At 46.7% G+C, this 18,300-nt stretch carries 15 protein-coding genes and 1 riboswitch; of the genes, 7 read left to right on the top strand and 8 right to left on the bottom strand.

The genetic code is table 11. The features are described from left to right. The first annotated feature begins 126 nt into the window (after positions 1-126). Positions 127-783 (top strand): universal stress protein, encoded by a 657-nt coding sequence (locus AAHF22_RS07780; RefSeq protein ID WP_347324425.1) that lies wholly within the window; start codon positions 127-129, stop codon positions 781-783. A 322-nt stretch (positions 784-1,105) separates the two neighbouring features. On the opposite strand, the gene AAHF22_RS07785 is transcribed toward AAHF22_RS07780, so the two are convergent. Together AAHF22_RS07785 and AAHF22_RS07790 are read right to left on the bottom strand one after the other, a co-directional pair. Next, complete coding sequence (locus tag AAHF22_RS07785) at positions 1,106-1,612, bottom strand: hypothetical protein (protein WP_347324426.1); 507 nt, start codon at positions 1,610-1,612, stop codon at positions 1,106-1,108. Between the two features lie 823 nt (positions 1,613-2,435). Next, positions 2,436-4,223, bottom strand: a complete 1,788-nt coding sequence (locus AAHF22_RS07790; RefSeq protein WP_347324427.1) for a DUF4153 domain-containing protein — start codon at positions 4,221-4,223, stop codon at positions 2,436-2,438. Between the two features lie 260 nt (positions 4,224-4,483). Here AAHF22_RS07790 and AAHF22_RS07795 point away from each other — a divergent pair, with 260 nt between their 5' ends. Next, the gene (locus AAHF22_RS07795) at positions 4,484-6,283 is read left to right on the top strand and encodes an ABC transporter substrate-binding protein (protein ID WP_347324428.1); all 1,800 of its coding nucleotides are present in this window, start codon (positions 4,484-4,486) and stop codon (positions 6,281-6,283) included. Between the two features lie 528 nt (positions 6,284-6,811). Then, the gene (locus AAHF22_RS07800; protein WP_347324429.1) at positions 6,812-7,153 is read left to right on the top strand and encodes a KGG domain-containing protein; all 342 of its coding nucleotides are present in this window, start codon (positions 6,812-6,814) and stop codon (positions 7,151-7,153) included. Between the two features lie 854 nt (positions 7,154-8,007). On the opposite strand, the gene AAHF22_RS07805 is transcribed toward AAHF22_RS07800, so the two are convergent. The 6 genes from AAHF22_RS07805 to AAHF22_RS07830 form a co-directional block, all read right to left on the bottom strand. Then, complete coding sequence (locus AAHF22_RS07805) at positions 8,008-9,009, bottom strand: asparaginase (protein ID WP_347324430.1); 1,002 nt, start codon at positions 9,007-9,009, stop codon at positions 8,008-8,010. A 266-nt stretch (positions 9,010-9,275) separates the two neighbouring features. Then, complete coding sequence (locus AAHF22_RS07810) at positions 9,276-10,634, bottom strand: nucleobase:cation symporter-2 family protein (protein ID WP_347324431.1); 1,359 nt, start codon at positions 10,632-10,634, stop codon at positions 9,276-9,278. Between the two features lie 471 nt (positions 10,635-11,105). Beyond that, complete coding sequence (locus AAHF22_RS07815) at positions 11,106-11,711, bottom strand: xanthine phosphoribosyltransferase (protein ID WP_347324432.1); 606 nt, start codon at positions 11,709-11,711, stop codon at positions 11,106-11,108. 188 nt (positions 11,712-11,899) lie between these two features. After that, a riboswitch (purine riboswitch) is annotated at positions 11,900-12,003 on the bottom strand. Between the two features lie 309 nt (positions 12,004-12,312). Next, positions 12,313-12,447: a hypothetical protein gene (locus tag AAHF22_RS07820; RefSeq protein WP_347324433.1), complete on the bottom strand. Its 135-nt coding sequence runs from the start codon at positions 12,445-12,447 to the stop codon at positions 12,313-12,315. Positions 12,448-12,826: 379 nt separating this feature from the next. Beyond that, the gene (locus AAHF22_RS07825) at positions 12,827-13,711 is read right to left on the bottom strand and encodes a DMT family transporter (RefSeq protein WP_347324434.1); all 885 of its coding nucleotides are present in this window, start codon (positions 13,709-13,711) and stop codon (positions 12,827-12,829) included. A gap of 309 nt (positions 13,712-14,020) precedes the next feature. Continuing rightward, positions 14,021-15,061 (bottom strand): YdcF family protein, encoded by a 1,041-nt coding sequence (locus AAHF22_RS07830; RefSeq protein ID WP_347324435.1) that lies wholly within the window; start codon positions 15,059-15,061, stop codon positions 14,021-14,023. 207 nt (positions 15,062-15,268) lie between these two features. On the opposite strand from AAHF22_RS07830, the gene AAHF22_RS07835 reads away from it, so the two are divergent. The 4 genes from AAHF22_RS07835 to AAHF22_RS07850 all read left to right on the top strand — a co-directional run bounded on the left by AAHF22_RS07835 (position 15,269) and on the right by AAHF22_RS07850 (position 18,257). Then, entirely contained in the window at positions 15,269-15,646 is a 378-nt protein-coding gene (locus tag AAHF22_RS07835) for a YxeA family protein (RefSeq protein ID WP_347324436.1), read from the top strand. Between the two features lie 681 nt (positions 15,647-16,327). Next, on the top strand, positions 16,328-16,459 hold the full coding sequence (locus tag AAHF22_RS07840) for a hypothetical protein (RefSeq protein ID WP_347324437.1): 132 nt from the start codon (positions 16,328-16,330) through the stop codon (positions 16,457-16,459). Between the two features lie 65 nt (positions 16,460-16,524). Next, entirely contained in the window at positions 16,525-17,238 is a 714-nt protein-coding gene (locus AAHF22_RS07845; protein WP_347324438.1) for a response regulator transcription factor, read from the top strand. Further along, positions 17,235-18,257, top strand: a complete 1,023-nt coding sequence (locus AAHF22_RS07850; protein WP_347324439.1) for a sensor histidine kinase — start codon at positions 17,235-17,237, stop codon at positions 18,255-18,257. Before AAHF22_RS07845 ends, AAHF22_RS07850 begins: the two co-directional genes overlap by 4 nt. Positions 18,258-18,300: the final 43 nt, after the last annotated feature.

The raw sequence follows: 18,300 nt of genomic DNA on the forward strand, positions 1-18,300 counted from the left end.
TAAGTGTCTATAAAGGGCACCTGGCAGCAAGCAAATGGATGATCATGAATCCAGCAGCATCGGCTATCTGCACATTATCGCATGTTGGAAGCCTGTATTACGGATTAAAGGAGCGTTGTTATTGCAATGAGCGGAGAAAAAATTATGGTTGGTGTTCATTACAGTCTAAATGGGGAACGTCTGATTCGGCGCGGTATTCGTCTGGCACAACTGCTGAATGCGCCATTGATTGTACTGAGTGTACTCAGCGAGCCGGTAAGTGAACTGGATATGAATATGCAGCAATACTATAATGCCTGGAAAAAGCTAACCGAAGAAGCAGGCGGTACATTCGTGGTGAAGCTGAACGAGGATCGCGAGCTGGCAGAGGTGATCGCTGATGTCGCGCATCAGCATGAAATCACTCAGCTCATTATCGGTCAATCGGTGCGTTCGTTCTGGGAAGAAATTACGCGCGGTTCGCTCGTCAATGATCTGCTGGAGCATCTGGGCGCAGTCGATCTACATATCGTCGCGGTTCAGCGTATGAAAGCGAATCTGGAAGAAACGCATGAGGATGGCGTGGAAGTCGATGTGATCCGCACACCAAAAGGCTATCAGATTCGCTACGAAACCGATCAGCCGATTGTAGCGGAAGGTGTATTTTTCAAGGAAATGCATACGGATTTTGAAAATGGATTGCTTAAACTGCATATTGATGGGGAATATCAGTATTTGAAGGTGCGGAAAGGGCTACTTATCGATACGGAGCCGCTGGAGCGGATGTTGGAAAAGAGCACGTAGCCACGCAGGTAGGATGCAATGTAGGTTGTAAGGCAGACCGCACTTAGGGAAGGAATAAGGGTGCGGACTCAGGTGGAGCCGCAGGAATCTGTTGGGTTAGAAGATCGCTAACACTGAAGCAGTACGATATTTTGCTTGGCAAAAATCCTTTTCATTGAACCTCGTGTTAGAAGATCGCTAACACTGGAGCAGTGCGATATTTTGCTTGGCAAAAATCCTTTTTCATTGAACCTCGTGTTAGAAGATCGCTAACACTGGAACAGACAACATACTGCATGCTAAACAATCTGCCGCGTGAGTATACGTGGCAGATTGTTCTGTCTCAAAAACTGTAATGCTTTATCGAGTGAGCAGCAAAGTCTGCTATAGAATCTGCTTTATCATTCCAGTATCCTGCCGAGCGTATCCACAATGGATGATGTACGCTATTCATCTGATCCTCCGTTACTGTCACAACTGCAAGCACTTCCTCTTCGCATAGCCAGAAGCGGCTTCCCTGTTCCATCGCTGCCATTGATCCATCGTCCGGTAGCCACATGCTGCCGGTTGTATCCCAATGGTCTGGACTGCGGCTTGCAATATACAGGCGCACGTCATGCTCATCCATGCCTGTCCATAGCTGGGACGGGTTTAGGTAGTGACTCGCTGACTTTTTATGAGGTTCACTGTATCTATTTTCGATCAAGCCTACGCTTGTTGTATCACTTGCTGCATTAAACGCATTTTTCCCTTCGATGAATTGCTCCTTCCATCCGGTTGTGCTAAACCACTGCTGATATGGAAGCTGTGCTGGATTGATCTCCCACTGGATATATACAGGTAGGATCATCATGTATCGCTCCTTTAAATAAGATTGGGTATATAAAAGACGATTATCATCGTTGCTATATTTCAAAATTTCAAAAGTATGTGCAAATACACTGTGATTGAACATGTTGGCTAGCACGGTAAGACAAGCTGCTAACTTGTGAGGCTAACACGCAGTATAGTAAAGTCAACCTACCTGTTAACTAGCGAAGCTCGTGCTCATTACGATAGATCAATCTGTTAACTAAAAAAGCTCATACGCAGCGCGATAGATCCATCTATGAACTAAAAAGCTCATACGCAGCGCGATAGATCCATCCATGAACTAAAAAACTCATACACAGCGCGATAGATCCATCCATGAACTAAAAAACTCATACACAGCGCGATAGATCCATCCATGAACTAAAAAACTCATACACAGCGCGATAGATCCATCCATGAACTAAAAAACTCATACACAGCGCGATAGATCCATCCATGAACTAAAAAACTCATACACAGCGCGATAGATCCATCCATGAACTAAAAAACTCATACACAGCGCGATAGATCCATCCATGAACTAAAAAACTCATACGCAGCGCGATAGATCCATCTATGAACTAAAAAGCTCATACACAGCGCGATAGATTCACCCATGAACTAAAAAGCTCATACGCAGCGCGATAGATCCATCCATGAACTAAAAAACTCATACACAGCGCGATAGATCCATCCATGAACTAAAAAACTCATACGCAGCGCGATAGATTCACCCATGAACTAAAAAGCTCATACGCAGCGCGATAGATTCACCCATGAACTAAAAAGCTCATACGCAGCGCAATAATTCCATCCATAAACTAACGAAGCTCGCGTGCCGCACGATAAATCGACCAATTAAATGCCTGCCAGCTGTGATCTTGCTCCAATAGATCCTGCTTGCTCTGTCGTAAACGTGTCGTCAGACCAAGTTGCGGGTGCTGATCGGCAAACTCCAGCAAGATCGGCACGGCATCTGCCGATAACCCGATTAAATAATCCTGATCGATTTGTCCGCTCTCGGCATAGCGCTCAATGTTCCGCTCGGCAATCCAGCTTTCCATACCAGCATAGTTCAGTACAACGTACACGCTCAGTCCCAAAATGAGAAAGCATTTATACAGTGGCAAACGACTAAAGCGTATCCGCAGACCAGCCAGCAGAAGCAGCACACCTAGAAACAGCATAAAAATATGCACTAGCAAACGAGTGACCGTATAGCCATAAGCTTGCTCATACAGTACAAGCCGAGTAAAAGCAGAACTCAGCATGACCGCCGAGCAAATGACGAGAATATACAGCAGCCAGCGATTGACCTTCATTAGCAAAGAACGGGCAGGCGCACTCGTATACAGCACAGATAGCAATAAAGTGAAATTAATCGCCGTCACGATCACTAGCTCGCCAAACCCACTGCGTGCATATTCCGCATACGTACTTCCATCCGGCAATCGACCCTGTCCAGCACCAAACAAATACGAAAACTGCAACCATACAAATAGCATATATACCAGATTGACGAGTACCAGTATCGTTGCGGCTACGATGGGATCAAGCCGTAACAGACGCAGCGGTTCGATAGGGGCATCCCATAGGATCGCTGGCGTGGATGGGGCTGTAGTTATGTGCTCGGTATGTTGAGATAGCTTTCCATATTTACTTTGGCTTTGCCCTCCATATCCTGCCTGTTGTTCATGCTCTATTGGTCTTGCCTGCTCTGTTTGTCGTTCATGCTCTATTGGTCTTTCATACGGTGTTTGTCGTTCAGATCTCGGCTGTCCTTTATATGCCGTCGTTCCTCCATCCTCCGTCTGCCCTGCCTGTGCGCTGGACTTTTCAATTTCTCCAGACAATGGTTCGTGGTATGGCACATTAGCATCCTTTTCCGATATATATCGTCCGCTCAGCGGATCACGATGTAACGGACGAACAAATCCCCATAAATAAGCAAATATGACCAGCATCATCACACCAATCCATGCGATACGGAACAGTACAGGACCCGGCGTCAGTCCGACAAACCAGGAAGGCAGATTGGACAGCAACTCATCAAACATACGATCCGCAGAAGTGAGCAGTAGCAAAACGACGACTAACAGCGGTAAAGCCGTAACAACGCCGATCAGAATGCGTCCCAGTGTACGTCTGCGCTCCTGCTCCATCCGTTTTGCCAGCTGATGATACAGCATACGGATCGGTGTCGGTACATGGGCAAACATATGCACCAGCACCTGCTCTACTGCCGCCCAACCTAATGCTGCACTACTCCATGCTGGACGACGCTCGCTTAACATATACGTCGTATGCAGCACAATCAAAACCGGTACAGCCAGCAGATTGAGCACCGAAAATAATGGATTTGCAAATAACGCATATGTCAGCGATAGCAATACAATTGCCGTCATCAGTAACCGACTTATCGCCGAACCTGGCCGCAACCGATCGCCTCCGTGCGTGTACATATATAAGTAAAACAAAATCACAAATACCGGATACGATACCCCCATCGCATGTCCACAAAATAAATACTGATGAATAACCGCCAGCACGAGTGCTGTAGCTAGCGCCATCCATGCGCGCTGCGGAGCGACGATCAGCTTTTGATACATCACCAAACCTCCCTGTTCTAGCTTCCTATTGTTTGTTTTTATTTGTTAGATCATATTCTTAGATGATGCTTCTTCTTAGATCATGCTTCATTACTTCCCAGACGCTGGTCATTGTAGACGTGAGAATCAGTGTGAGATCGAAGTCTGATGTAACCTCCCTGCGCTGTGCCGTACAAGTCTCATTGTAAATATTAAAATAGGAAAATAAATAGAAGAATTGAAACCATTAATTTCGTATTTTAAGAAAGGAAGATGAACGGATGAAGCTACACCGTCAATTTTTACTACTGCATGCGCAGTATGCTGATCGGGATGGACGCTGGGTGACGCTTGATGAAATTGCAACCATGCTGGAGCGGACACATCGTAGTGCGCTTACTATTATTGGCAATATGCGTAAAGAAGGCTGGATCGACTGGCAAGCCCAGCGTGGACGGGGCAAACGCTCACTGCTACGCTTTCTCGTTACCGCTGAACAAATTGCGCTGGAATCAATGATGCAGACGATTCGGCGTGGAGATATTCGCACGAGCATCGAACAGATTCGCGAGCAGGCACGTTCGCCAGAGTTGGACGATCAGTTACAGCAATGGCTGCTGACGTATTTTGGCCCACACTCCGAAATAAGACAGGATCGGCAAATTGACCAGCTCCGCCTGCCGATTCGGCAACAAATTCATACGGTGGACCCGCTGTATATGAATCTGCTGGCAGAATCGTTTGTATCGAGTCATATTTTTGATGGATTGGTGCGAAAAGAAAGTGGGAGCGGGCAGATTGTGCCTCATCTTGCTCATGCGTGGGAAACCGATGCCACACGTACGCAGTGGACCTTTTATTTGCGCAAAGATGTGCTGTTTCATCACGGTCAGACGTTGACGGCTGATGATGTGGTGTATACGTTTGAGCGCTTAATGCAAAGTTCGCGACCTGCGTTGTATCGCTTTATTTTTAAACAGATCGCTTCGGTGCAGGCGCTACATACCGGAGCGGTCGTGATTCGACTTCGTCAGCCGTGTGAGCTGTTTTTGCCGTTTCTTTGTACAAGTCGTGCCGGGATTGTGCCGGCAGGATTGAATCGTATGGGCGAGGAGGAATTTGGGCATCGTCCCAGCGGGACGGGTCCTTTTCGGCTTGTGGAACGGGATCAAGATCGGGTTGTGCTGGAGGCATTTAAGCCATATTTTCACGGCAGACCGCATCTGGATCGCGCGGAAATTATTCATATTCCGTGGCGTGTCCGCCATGCGGACGATGAGCGGCGCGCACGTAGTGAGAGTGAGACGGCTTCGCCTTTTCAGGTCATGCCCGGTCCGGTCGAAGGTGAACAGGGAGAAAGCTGGAGCCAGTTGCCTTCGCCTGTGTCCGTGCGCAAATTTGTAACGTTTAATACGCAAAAATCCGGTTTATTGCAGCACCCAGAGGTGCGCAGTCATATTTGCCAGTGTTTGCAGGGAGATAAGCAGGTAGAGCATCCATTGCCGGATAGTGCGGATGCAGCCTTTCCCACGGCAACTATTCCAGAGCCATATGCGACGATGTTCGCAGCGGTTGCCCCTCATCATAACGAAAGTACAGACAGCGAACGGTCGCTGCGTATTTTGACCATTCCGCAATATCGCCGTGATGCCATGAAAATCGCGGAGCGTCTAGGGCAGGTGGGTTACCCATGTGAAGTGCGCTCCGTGCCCATCGAACAGTTTAAAGGCGATGTGCGTATGGAGTCGGATTTGCTCGTGTTCTCGCTTATTCGCGATCAGGATGAACAGCTACGTTTGTTCGACCTGTATCAGACGATGGCAGGACATGTGGAGCCGCATGTGACGACCGATATTACGTATCGGCTACAGGATATATTACGTCAACCGGATGCGACGACACGGCAAATGCTATTCGATGAGATTGAGCGGCGGCTTGTGCAAGGTTATCAGCTTCATGTACTGTACGAAAAGCCAGTGCAAACAACATATTTGCCCAGCGTGCGTGGCATTACATTTAACAGTCAGGGCTGGGTGGATCTGCGTCATATTTGGTTACCGCCTGGCAACTCATCCTTTTGAGTAAGATCGGTTAGAGTAGCTGGCAGTTTAAGCGGTGCTCCTGTTCAGGAAATCCTTTTGAAAACAATGTAATTGTAAGGAAGCATGTTTGGGAAAGAAGTATGCTTTAGATTTTTTAGATTTTTTAGATTTTTTAGATCATCACTGTTCAGAAAAGTTATTTTTAGCTAGATGGACAAGCACCTTTGGAGCTAGATCACCTTGCACCTGTGCGTCTGAGGATACAGTTCGCAGTCGCTGCAACGTGTATAAAGACACGCCAGGAAGATAGCAAAAATAGTTCCTTTTTTGTGCCGAGCCAGTTGCCAAATCGTCTAACCCATCGGGTAATAACATAAGGTGTGCCACGCTATTGTTTTCATATCATGTTAGTTATTCGCCCAGTATATAGAGATTTATTTACATGGCATAATACAATATTTTTTCTGATTTAGATGTTTATTCTATTTTTGGAAGGGTAATAACATATTGTGACGCTAACACAGCGCACCGAGATCAAGAAAAATTCTTATGAGGAGTGAATAGAAAATGGCAAACAACAACAGCAATAACAACAATGGCAAAATGAGCAGAGAAGAAGCTGGTCGCCTGGGTGGAGAAGCCACTTCTAAAAATCACGACAAAGAATTTTATCAGGAAATCGGTCAGAAGGGTGGACAATCCACGTCCGACTCTCATGACAAAGACTTCTATCAAGAAATCGGGCAAAAGGGCGGCGAAGCTACATCTGAATCCCACGGCAAGGAATTCTATCAGGAGATCGGCAGCGAAGGCGGTAAAGCGCGCAGCGACTCTGATGGGATGAGCCGCGAGGAAGCAGGACGTAAAGGCGGTCAGGCACGTTCCAACAACAATAATAACAAAGACTGATCACCATCTTCCCGCGCTGGGAAGCGCTGTGAGCACAAGGCATCCACTGTATTCAGGTTCGCGAGTATACAATGGATGAACGTTAAAAAGGGGAATTCCGCATCGGAGTTCTCCTTTTTGGTATGCGCTGATATGATGTGCAGAGATGGGGATTTTCAGGCAGTTAACGATTTGGGGGAATGGGCGGGATCGTTTGAGATAGATCGAGCATATTGGAGCTGTCCTGGAATCGTTTGAGATAGATTGAGCGTATTGGAGCTACCCTGGAATCGTTTGGGATAGATCGAGCATGTTGGAGCTGTCCTGGAATCGTTTGGGATAGATCGAGCGTATTGGAGCTGTCCTGGAATCGTTTGGGATAGATCGAGCGTATTGGAGCTGTCCTGGAATCGTTCGGGATAGATCGAGCGTATTGAAACTGCCTCAGTCTAATTTGGAGTATGGCTAGAATGCTACAAGTTAATACGCATAACTTAACTTAGCTTGGTTTTGATTAGTCGCAAACCCATTTCTAGTTACTTTAGCAGATCAATCCCCCCTGTGAATCCGAGCCAACTAATTAAGTTTATTTGGATAAATGAATTGAGCACTATCGAATCATTCCAGATCCAAATTCACTCACTCCAAATGGCTATTAATTACCATTAAACAATTAGATTTTACGCGAAAATCAAATCTTCGAGCTATATTATTCGCTAAATAAATATGTCACAATCCAATTTATTTAGCTATAAAAAATCACCTGAATCGATATTGATTTCAATCGACTCAGGCGATACATGATGCTGCGAATGGGTGATCGAATCATCACCCATTCGCAGCTTTTTATTTTATATACAGGCTATACCATTCCATTACTTATTCGGAAGGGTGATCTCGTCGACGTAGTTCGTCGCCATCATACGCGCGACCTGTGCAGAATCAGACGTTTGTCCAAGTACCCACATCATTTTGGTCGTTAATGCTTCGGTCGTCATGTCATAGCACGGAATAACACCTTTCTCCAGCGCTCGCTGACCGACCTCATAGATCGTCAGATCGCCGCCCTCGTACAGACACTGGGTCGTAACGACGATACTAACACCTTCCTGTACCAGCTCCTCAATCTTATCGATCAGATTGATCTCTTTAAACGGTACGCCGCCCATTCCGAAACCTTCAACAATAATGCCGCGATAACCAAGTTTATGCACGGCATCAAAGATGTCGGGACGCATGCCTGGAATGAGCTTGATCAGGAATACATCGGGTGAATAGCCATCATTGTAGACGTGACCTTCACTCTGGCGAGTGTGTGGAATATCGCTATAGATGATATCATCATCTTCCAGATAGCCGATGTACGGATGATTGATGCTTTCAAACGCATCATAGCTTTTCGTTTTGACTTTGGACGCACGGGCGCCGTTAATAATTTTGCCATTAAATACGACGAACACACCGGTCAGCTCACTGGATGCAGTGCGGAACGCATCTTTAATATTTTTACGGGAGTCGCTGTACTCCGCCAGTACGGACACCTGTGAACCGGTGATCACGACTGGCTTATCGAGCTTGCCGAGCATAAAGCTTAGCGCTGATGCCGTGTAGGCCATCGTGTCTGTACCGTGCGCAATAACGATTCCATCATAAGCGGGTAGCTGCTCATGCACGGTACGCGCGATCGTTACCCATTCTTCTGGCTGAATATTGGTGCTGTCTACACTCATCAGATTCATCGCTGCAATCTGGCAAATTCCTGCTAATTCTGGCACAGCAGCCACGATATTTTCCGCCGATTGGGTTGGCGTCAAACCATGACCTTCTGCCGAAGAAGAAATCGTACCGCCTGTATTAATAAACAAAATATTTTTCATCGCCCGTCTTCCCTCCGTATCGTATGCCTGACAACAATTTAATGTAACACTTTTGATGGGTGGTGTAAATTACTGCCTTTGTGGGAATTTATACTGAGGTGTAAACACTACTTCAATATTCATTTACAGAAACGATTTGAATATACCCAAATATTTTATGACATCTGTGGCTTGCGTTCAAAACAATCCTCACAAAAAACGCATCGTGCAGATCGTTGAACCTGCCGATGCGTTTGCAGCTTGTGAGATGGCTTGACTAGATGAATTTACTGCTTCGCGCCTGCCGCAACCGGCGCACTCTCGCCTGCGTCCATGCCAAGTCCAGAAACAGAATCATCTTCATTCTCTGTTTCTGCTGTACGCTTATCAGACAGCAGCAGATTAAGCACAACAGCAGCGACCGAACCGGTCACGATACCGTTTTGCAGCAATGGTTGCAGGAAGCTTGGCATTTGTCCAAAGATCGCCGGCAATACCGCCGAGCCGACACCAATCGCGATGCTACATGCGACGATCATCAGATTACGATCATTGCGCAGATTCACTTCTGCCAGAATGGACATACCTGAAGCTGCTACCGAGCCAAACATGACGATCATGGCACCGCCCAGTACGGCGCTTGGAATGATCGTCGTAAGCGCGGCAAGCTTCGGTAGTAGTCCAAGCACGACCATAATCCCCCCTGCGGCGAAAATGACGTTACGCGTTTTCACACGTGTGAGCGAGATCAAACCGACATTTTGCGAGAACGCCGTATAGGGAAAAGCATTAAAAATACCACCCAGCATAATCGCCAGACCTTCTGAACGTAACCCGCTCACGATGCGGCGCTGCTCCACCTTTTGCTCGGTCGCTTTGCCAACTGCGATATACACGCCGGTCGACTCGACCATACTGACGATGTTCACGATGATCATCGTCGCGATCGCAATCCAGCTAAACTGTGGCGTACCAAAGTAAAAGGGTTGAGCGACGCGCAGCCAGGATGCTTCACCGACCGCACCAAAATGCACCATGCCCATCATATACGCCAGCACCGTTCCGATAGCAAGACCGATCAGCACAGAGATCGAACGCATGAAACCAGTCGCAAAGCGGTTTACGAGCAAAATGACGACCAGTGTCACGAGCGCCAGCAGCAGATTGTGCAGCGCACCGAAATCGGCACTGCCCTGACCACCAGCGACGTTGTTCATCGCTACCGGAATCAGGGACAGACCGATAATTGTCACGACCGAGCCGGTCACGATTTTTGGGAAAAAGCGTAATAGCTTACCATATAACGGCGCTGCCAGCACGACGAACAGACCGGATATAATAATGGCCCCATAAGCGGTCGGTAAATTACTCGTCGATGCAATCGCAATAATCGGTCCTACCGCTGTAAATGTACACCCAAGCACGACCGGCAAGCCGCTGCCAAAATAACGTGTACTCAGCACTTGAAGCAGCGTTGCCAGCCCGCAGGTAAACATATCCGCCGCGATCAGATACGCAAGCTGTTCCGGCGTCAAATGCAGTGCATTCCCGATAATGAGCGGCACCGCAATCGCACCTGCGTACATCGCCATCACATGTTGTAAACCAAGCGATAACACTTTACCCCTGTTCATTCTATTTTCCATTGCCCTGTACCCCTTTTTCTTAAACTTGATCGTTATATTTTGATCGTTATATAGAGAATAGTTATATATTGTGGCTTGTGCCCGGTTTAGAGAGGTTTCGCTCTATTTGAACGTTAAAGTACGCTTATCGTAGCTTCAAACTCATATCGTGTAATGTGTTTTGCAAGTAATTTCATAATAAGCATAATGATCTAGCTATTTTTTGTGCATTTATTATATTTTAATGTTAATAAATATAACGTAAAGTGAGCGAATTATTTCATATATGCTTAGCTCGTCAACACGATATGGCATCATCGTATCGCCATTTGTACACGCTAAAACGCAGACACTGGATCGATGTTCCATCTGCTGCACAACCGCGTTTTTGTAAAATGTTTGCGCAATACAATATATATTTTACGCTCGCTTGTTCACTCACAGTCTGTATGCTGAGCCTTCCATCGACACGCTACATTTTCCACCGATACGCTATGCTTTCAACGCAGTCGGTAACAATGGCAGCTCATCAATAAACTCCACATGTCCCGGTGACATCGCCGAGATCCGTGCCAGCGACTGAACTGCAATACCGCGCTCCTCCAGCAAGCCGCGTCCCTCCTGGAACGTCTTCTCAATCACACAACCAACGCCAACCAGATGTGCACCTGCCTGCTCCACAATATCTGCCAATCCAACTAATGCCGCACCGGTCGCCAGAAAATCGTCTACGATGAGCACACGTTCACCCGGCTGTAAATAATCCTGCACAATGCTAACCTGGTACGTCTCACCGCGCGTAAAAGAATGCACCGAAGCCGCATAGACACGATCGCCCTGCGTAATCGCCTTTTTCTTTTTGGCGTATACAAATGGTACATTCAGCGCTATACCGGTCGCCATCGCAAACTGGATGCCGCTCGCTTCAATCGTCAGCACTTTCGTAATCTGCTCGTGCGCGAACAATTGGGCAAACTCCTGTCCAATTGCTACTGCCAGCTCTGTATCCACCTGATGATTTAAAAAGGAATCGACTTTCAGCACACGGTCGGACAGGATGTTGCCTTCCGCCTGTATACGCTGCTCCAATATTTTCATATTTATTCTCTCCTTTAATTGTATATAGAGGAAAACCTATCGTTTCGAAGTGAAAAAAGGCCGTAAAAACAAAAAAGACAGGTCACCTGAGTTTATGTTCTCAAGTGAAGCCTGTCTGTAGGATGGTTCCAATACAGAATGCCAAAAAGCATTCCCAACTACTGCCGTACACAAATACGATGGCAGCAGCCAGCACGTTCTTCACTCATAGTCGGACAATTGCAGTGGTCATCCGGTAGAAACTCCTGGGCCTTATTCCCAATATTATATGAGTGTTACGACTGCGCGATGTCGGATCGATGATCCTGTTTCCGCCTGTCGGTTTATGAAATTATATATGTATACTACACGTATTCATGTTAGCTTTCAAGGATAATTTTCATATTTTCATGGATGTGAAAGAAAGGGCTACGAACTTGATTGAATATACGTAATTAAGATATTTTTTAGGTTTTAGCGTTTCATTTTGGATGGAGGTTGTGTATACTACATATATAAAGAAAGCCTGTAGTGCGCTAACACTACAGGCTGGATCATAAGATCGGCGGAATCATACGGCGATCGCTTAGAAAGATTGTCTTGCTTGGACCGCCGGAGGCTCTCAACCTTTATCCCGGCGGTCTTTGTCGTCTGTTGTACGCTTCCAGATCTCATATAGCCTGTCGGCTCCAACAATCAAGCCAACTAATTTAGCTAGAGTATCCAGAATCTTTAACAACAGCTCCATCCATGACATGGCGTCACCCCCTTTCGGGTTGCGATGCCATATTCATTCCGCCGGTTCTTATTTCTCCATTATTGATCATATCATGAAATGACTTTTATACGCTATTAATAATTCATACTCTTACTATATTGAGCAGTTCATCATCGTTATTTACTACTTCATATTTTAGTTGCTCTGTACTGATTTGCTGGAAATGCTTGCGTGCACACATTGTAGTTCGGATTCGCATGTTATAAAAAACGCCCACCTGCATGTTCGCAGATGAGCGTTTTTTTACGTTTAGTTGGATCTTCATTATCCAATTTGCATCCAATCCACCAGATTCATGATCACGACGCGCCGATCCACTCTTTCTATTTCCCGTCTCCTCTTTTCATTTCCAATCCCCTCACTGCATCGCATCTCGCCGTGAACGTAGCTTAATCCCGGTCACCAGTACAACCCCAAGCAAAATAATCAACAAACCGACCAGCATCCCCAGCGATAATGGCTCGCCCAGAAACATCCAGCCCCATCCGATGCCGAATACTGGAACGAGAAAAGTGACACTCAGCGTCTTCACCGCCCCTACATTCATAATCAGTCGGAAGTACAGCAAATATCCGAGTGAAGTGGACAATAGCGCCAGTGCCAGCACCGATCCAATCACCGATGCAGATGGAATCTGAGTCGGCAGGAAAAATAACGCCACTGGCAATAGCAATATCCCTGCGGCAAGTTGCTGTCCGATTGCCAGATTGAGCGGTTGTTCCCCTTTAAAATGACGCGCCGAATAAATGCCGCCAATTCCATAAAAGAATGCCGCCCCTAACGACATGAGAACAGCCCCCCACGTACCCGTACTGCCAGCATGTGCATTCCAGCTAACGAGTACAATAACGCCAGCCACGCCGAGTAACAAACCGATCATCTTTTTCGCTGTTAACGGCTCCTTCATCCATACATAAGCGATGATCGCGGTAAATAGCGGTGTCATCGAATTTAGAATGGCTGCCAGTGAAGCATTCATGCTCAATTCCGCACCGGCAATCAGGCAAAAAGGAATCGCAGCGTTACATGCACCTAGCAGCAAATACTGCTTCCATTTGTGAATCAACTGCGGTTTTCTGCGTAGTAACATGGCGTATAGTAGCAAACCGAATCCGGCGATGAGCACCCGCAGATCGATCAGTACGATAGGACCAAGCACGGGGACCGCCACCCTCATAAATAAGAAGGAGGCTCCCCACATCGCTGCCAGTAGCACCAGTGTAAGTGTATCGTTTGCTTTCATTTTTGCCACTCCTTCTTGCTTATTCGTAACTATTTTTATGTATCGTATGTTTCCATTATATCGTTTGCGAAAAGGCGATGCCGCCGAAAAACAGGCACCCTATTCAGAGCGAATCGTTTGATCTACTGAAAGATAGTCGTGCAAAGACAGCGGCGACAGCGCAGCGCGCAGCTTCAAGCTGGATTTACTTCGCTGTCGTTCGATAGTCGTAGCGATACATCTGTTCTGTGTTAACGTTTATAAAATCACCAATGCTAAAGTAGAACATACAGCATCAAACAACATGAATGTGCAATTCTGAAAATTCCCTCAGTCTGCCAGTACATACATCACCTGCGGAAGCAGTTCAAACAGCGCCAAAATACTAAGCAAAATAAACAGCATTATCGTAATATGAATCCGTCTATGCATGACCAGTACGGCAATATATTCGCGTATAAACGCGCCGGGCAAATAGTAAGGTGCGGTCGGTGTGCCGATTCCGTCTCCACGTATTCCAGCGATACGTGCATAAATGCCTGCACGGAACAGATGGAAATTATTCGTAACAAACACACAACGATATGATCGTTCACCCATAATGTCGTCCATAATACTACGGGAGAAACGCATATTTTGCATCGTATTTACCGAACGATCCTCAACGATAATATGTTGATCTGGAATCTGATGCTGGAGCAAATAAAGTCGCATCGCTGCGCCTTCAGAGACGAGTTCATCTGCTCCCTGACCACCGGAAACGACAAAAGTCGGCGCCTGTCCGCGCAGCTTCTGCTGATGATACCATTTGATCCCGCCATCCAGCCGGCTGGCAAGTAGTGGCGGCACGCGATCTCGAATGAGACCACTGCCGAGCACAACGATAAAATCTGTCTTGTATGTCGGTTGATAGCGGTTATATAACAGCGAAGATACGAGATAACAGACAAACAGAAAGCCAAAATACATCATATACAGCTCCAGCAGTAATACCGGTAACTGCAACCAGCGAACCGGAGGCACGATCAGCGTCAATACGGGCACGACAATGATCGCAATGCCTGCCATAACCGGCAGTGTGTTGCGCAGCTTCCAACCTTCTTTGCGGAGTAAAATACGTCCGTTATACAGCAGTCCTACACTAATCGCCAAAATCATCACTGGCAACAGCGCGACCGCAATAATGAGCAGCAGTACACTTGCATACTGCCAAAACCCATCCGGGCTACGCCACATATAAATGGCAAAGGCAAAGAGCAGCAATAGCAATCCGCTGGTCAGATAGACCCCATTTTGCAATCGCCTTCGATCTGCCGCGTGGCTAAACGCAAATAGCGCCAGCAATAGCAGCGCCGCACACAGTATATACATCCTCCATCTCCTCCAGCTCCATATTCCATTGTCTATTTATTTATGTATAGCCTAACCTGAAACTTTTGAAAAGAGTTTGTTGCCTTACAGTAATGTAAGCTTGCCGTAAGCCAAATCGATATCCGCTTCTTCCGTTATGAACTACGATAGAGACATCAAAAGAGATCACGATCATCTACATCTCAACCCGAAAGGACGATGATTCCTATGAAAAAATGGATTATCTTATTAAGTGCGCTTATCGTTATCGCTACCTCTGTCGTCGGTTATGGAGTGTATCAGCTCATGCCCGAGCGCAATCGAGTACAATTCAACCCCTTTATTCATGAACAATATGCCTATGTGCAAATCAACAACACCGGGGTTAGTGATAATGCGCGTGGAGCGGTCGAATACACATTACCCGCATGGCGTGAAGATGGAACCATGCAGCAGATTACATTTACCGGAATGAAAAAATTACGTTCTGGTGCGTATATCCGCCTCATTTCCAAAGGCGGTTACATCCTCTCGTATAATGAAGTACAGCCCGATGAATTGCCTGCTACGGTAAGGGCGCATTTGAAGGAAAAGAGCAGTCTATAAGTGGGTGTTGATTATACATCAGTCGTTGAAAGCTCGGTCATCGATCAGCTGATGACGATAAGAATGTAATCGGGGTATCGTCAACAACATAATGATAACAATGGGACTTTATGTATTATTAACAGCGTAATAGCAATCATGTGATGCTATACATCGTTAACAGCATAATAGCAACCATGTGATGCTATGCATCGTTAACAGCGCCGTAGCTCAACTTCGACTCTTTGAATCATTAATAGCCAATGGGCACCTAACCCACTCTTGCCTCCCTACTAGCATATATTCTACCATTTGTACCCTGTACTGCGAGTCAACCTGCTCGTATGTGCAGGGTATTCGCTCGCTCTATTTTGCTGTGTATATTATATATGTGTATCTGTTGTTATCAACAGCTCCAGAAGCTACACCAGAAGCTACAAGGATGAAGTTTGCAGGTGCAATCACTGTCATATTCCAATGACATACAATTATGATGAGGCAAGCCTCTTCTATTCGCTTCTATATGTTAGAAATAACTCGCTACCCATTATTCAGATATGATCCAGGGTGTTGGGGTAAGAAATACAGTGTACGATACAATGGATAGCGAGTATATAATAATCTCATCGCAATGCATAAAATATTCATTTACATAGCCAGACGACTGTACTGGCTTATTCGTATTGAAAAGTGACAGTGACAGTGACAGTGACAGTGACAGTGACAGCGACAGCGACAGCGACAGCGACAGCGACAGCGACAGCGACAGCGACAGCGACAGCGACAGCGACAGCGACAGCGACAGCGACAGCGACAGCGACAGCGACAAGTTGATTTTAACGACACAATCATACAATGCACATCATATTTTATCTGGATACGAACAGGAGCGGACCGCCATGCAAACGATTATGATCGTCGAGGATGACTATAAAATTGCCAGCCTGCTACAATCCCATATTGAACGATATGGCTATCGGGTAATGCTCACGACTGATTTTGAGCGAGTGATGGAGCAGTTTAACGATATACAACCCGATCTGGTGTTACTGGATGTGAATTTGCCCAGCTTTGACGGCTATTACTGGTGCCGCCAGATTCGCAATCATTCGATCTGTCCGGTGCTGTTTATTTCTGCACGTGCTGGAGAGATGGATCAAATTATGGCGCTGGAAAATGGGGCGGACGATTACATCACCAAGCCATTTGATTACGGCGTTGTCATGGCTAAAATCCGCAGCCAGCTTCGGCGAGCCTATGGTGAATACGCTACTCGTCAGGAAGAACGACTGGTGCAAAAAGAAGGGCTAACCCTGTATGTGGAACGGCTGGAATTAACCTACGGCCATGAAATGATATCTCTAACGAAAAAAGAAGCGGACATTATCGAAAGTCTGATGGAGCGTTATCCACGTGTTGCCAGCCGTGAGGCATTACTAGAAAAGCTGTGGGATGACCAGACATTTGTCGATGAAAATACGCTTAACGTTAATATTACCCGTGTGCGCAAAAAGCTACAGGAGCTAGGTTTAGAGCAAGCCGTCGAGACGGTGCGTGGGATCGGCTACCGTCTCTATTTGCCCGAAACCGCGCAAGGACGTGAGCGAACATGAAGCTATTCTGGCAGGAACATAAACTGTTTATGTTTACACAGGTTGTCGTGCTGTTTGGCGTGCTCGGCATCTACTGGCTGGATGGTTATCATCGTCTGCTGCCTGCACTCTATTCCGTCTTTCTAGGTATGTTTCTGACGGCGGTCTATCTGGCCTATCATTATGTAAGCCGGCGGCGCTTTTATGGATTATTAAGTAAGCCGCTGCAAGCACCGGAAGATGTGTTGCAACGTGATCTAACGCCGATCGGTGAAGCGCTGCAAGAGCTGCTACGCACACAATATCGTTATTACCAGCAGCAATTGGATCAAAATCGGCATGAGCAACGTGAGCATCTAACCTTTATGGATCAATGGGTGCATCAGATGAAAACACCGCTCTCCGTCATTGAGCTAACCGTACAGCAGGTGGATGAACCGGAGTTTGCCAGCATTCGTGAAGAAGCCGAGCAGATGCGTGCCAACCTGAATATGGTGCTTTATATGGCACGCCTGCGTAATTTTCAGCAGGATTTTCATGTGAAGCCTGTATCGCTATCCCGCATCATTAGCGAGGTCGTGCACGAGCAAAAGCGCTCTTTTATCCGCAGTGGTGTATACCCGGACGTGCAGGAACACGCTGGACAACTTATCGTCGAAACGGATGAAAAATGGCTCTTTTTCATGCTATCCCAGCTTGTGAATAATGCTGTCAAATATTCCTCCGGCAGCGGCAAAAAGGTACACCTGATCACCTCCATCGCCAACAATAAAGCGATCGTTGCAGTACAGGATCATGGTGTCGGCATCCCTGCACACGATATTCGACGCGTGTTCGAACCCTTTTTCACTGGCGAAAATGGCCGCCATTTCCGTGAATCTACCGGTATGGGACTGTATCTCACGAGAGAAGCAGCGATGCGACTTGATCATGGGTTGGAGATCGAATCCGTACCAGGTGAAGGCACTACAGTACGAATTACATTTCAATCGTATCAGGTGGGAGCGGCTGGACAGATGAACCCATCTGAGAACGAATAAGGAACTAGTTTGCGATGCACGCCTGAAGTGGAATAAAACAAAG

The sequence above is a fragment of the Paenibacillus wenxiniae genome, assembly GCF_039822605.1.
GTDB classification, from domain to species: domain Bacteria; phylum Bacillota; class Bacilli; order Paenibacillales; family Paenibacillaceae; genus Saccharibacillus; species Saccharibacillus wenxiniae.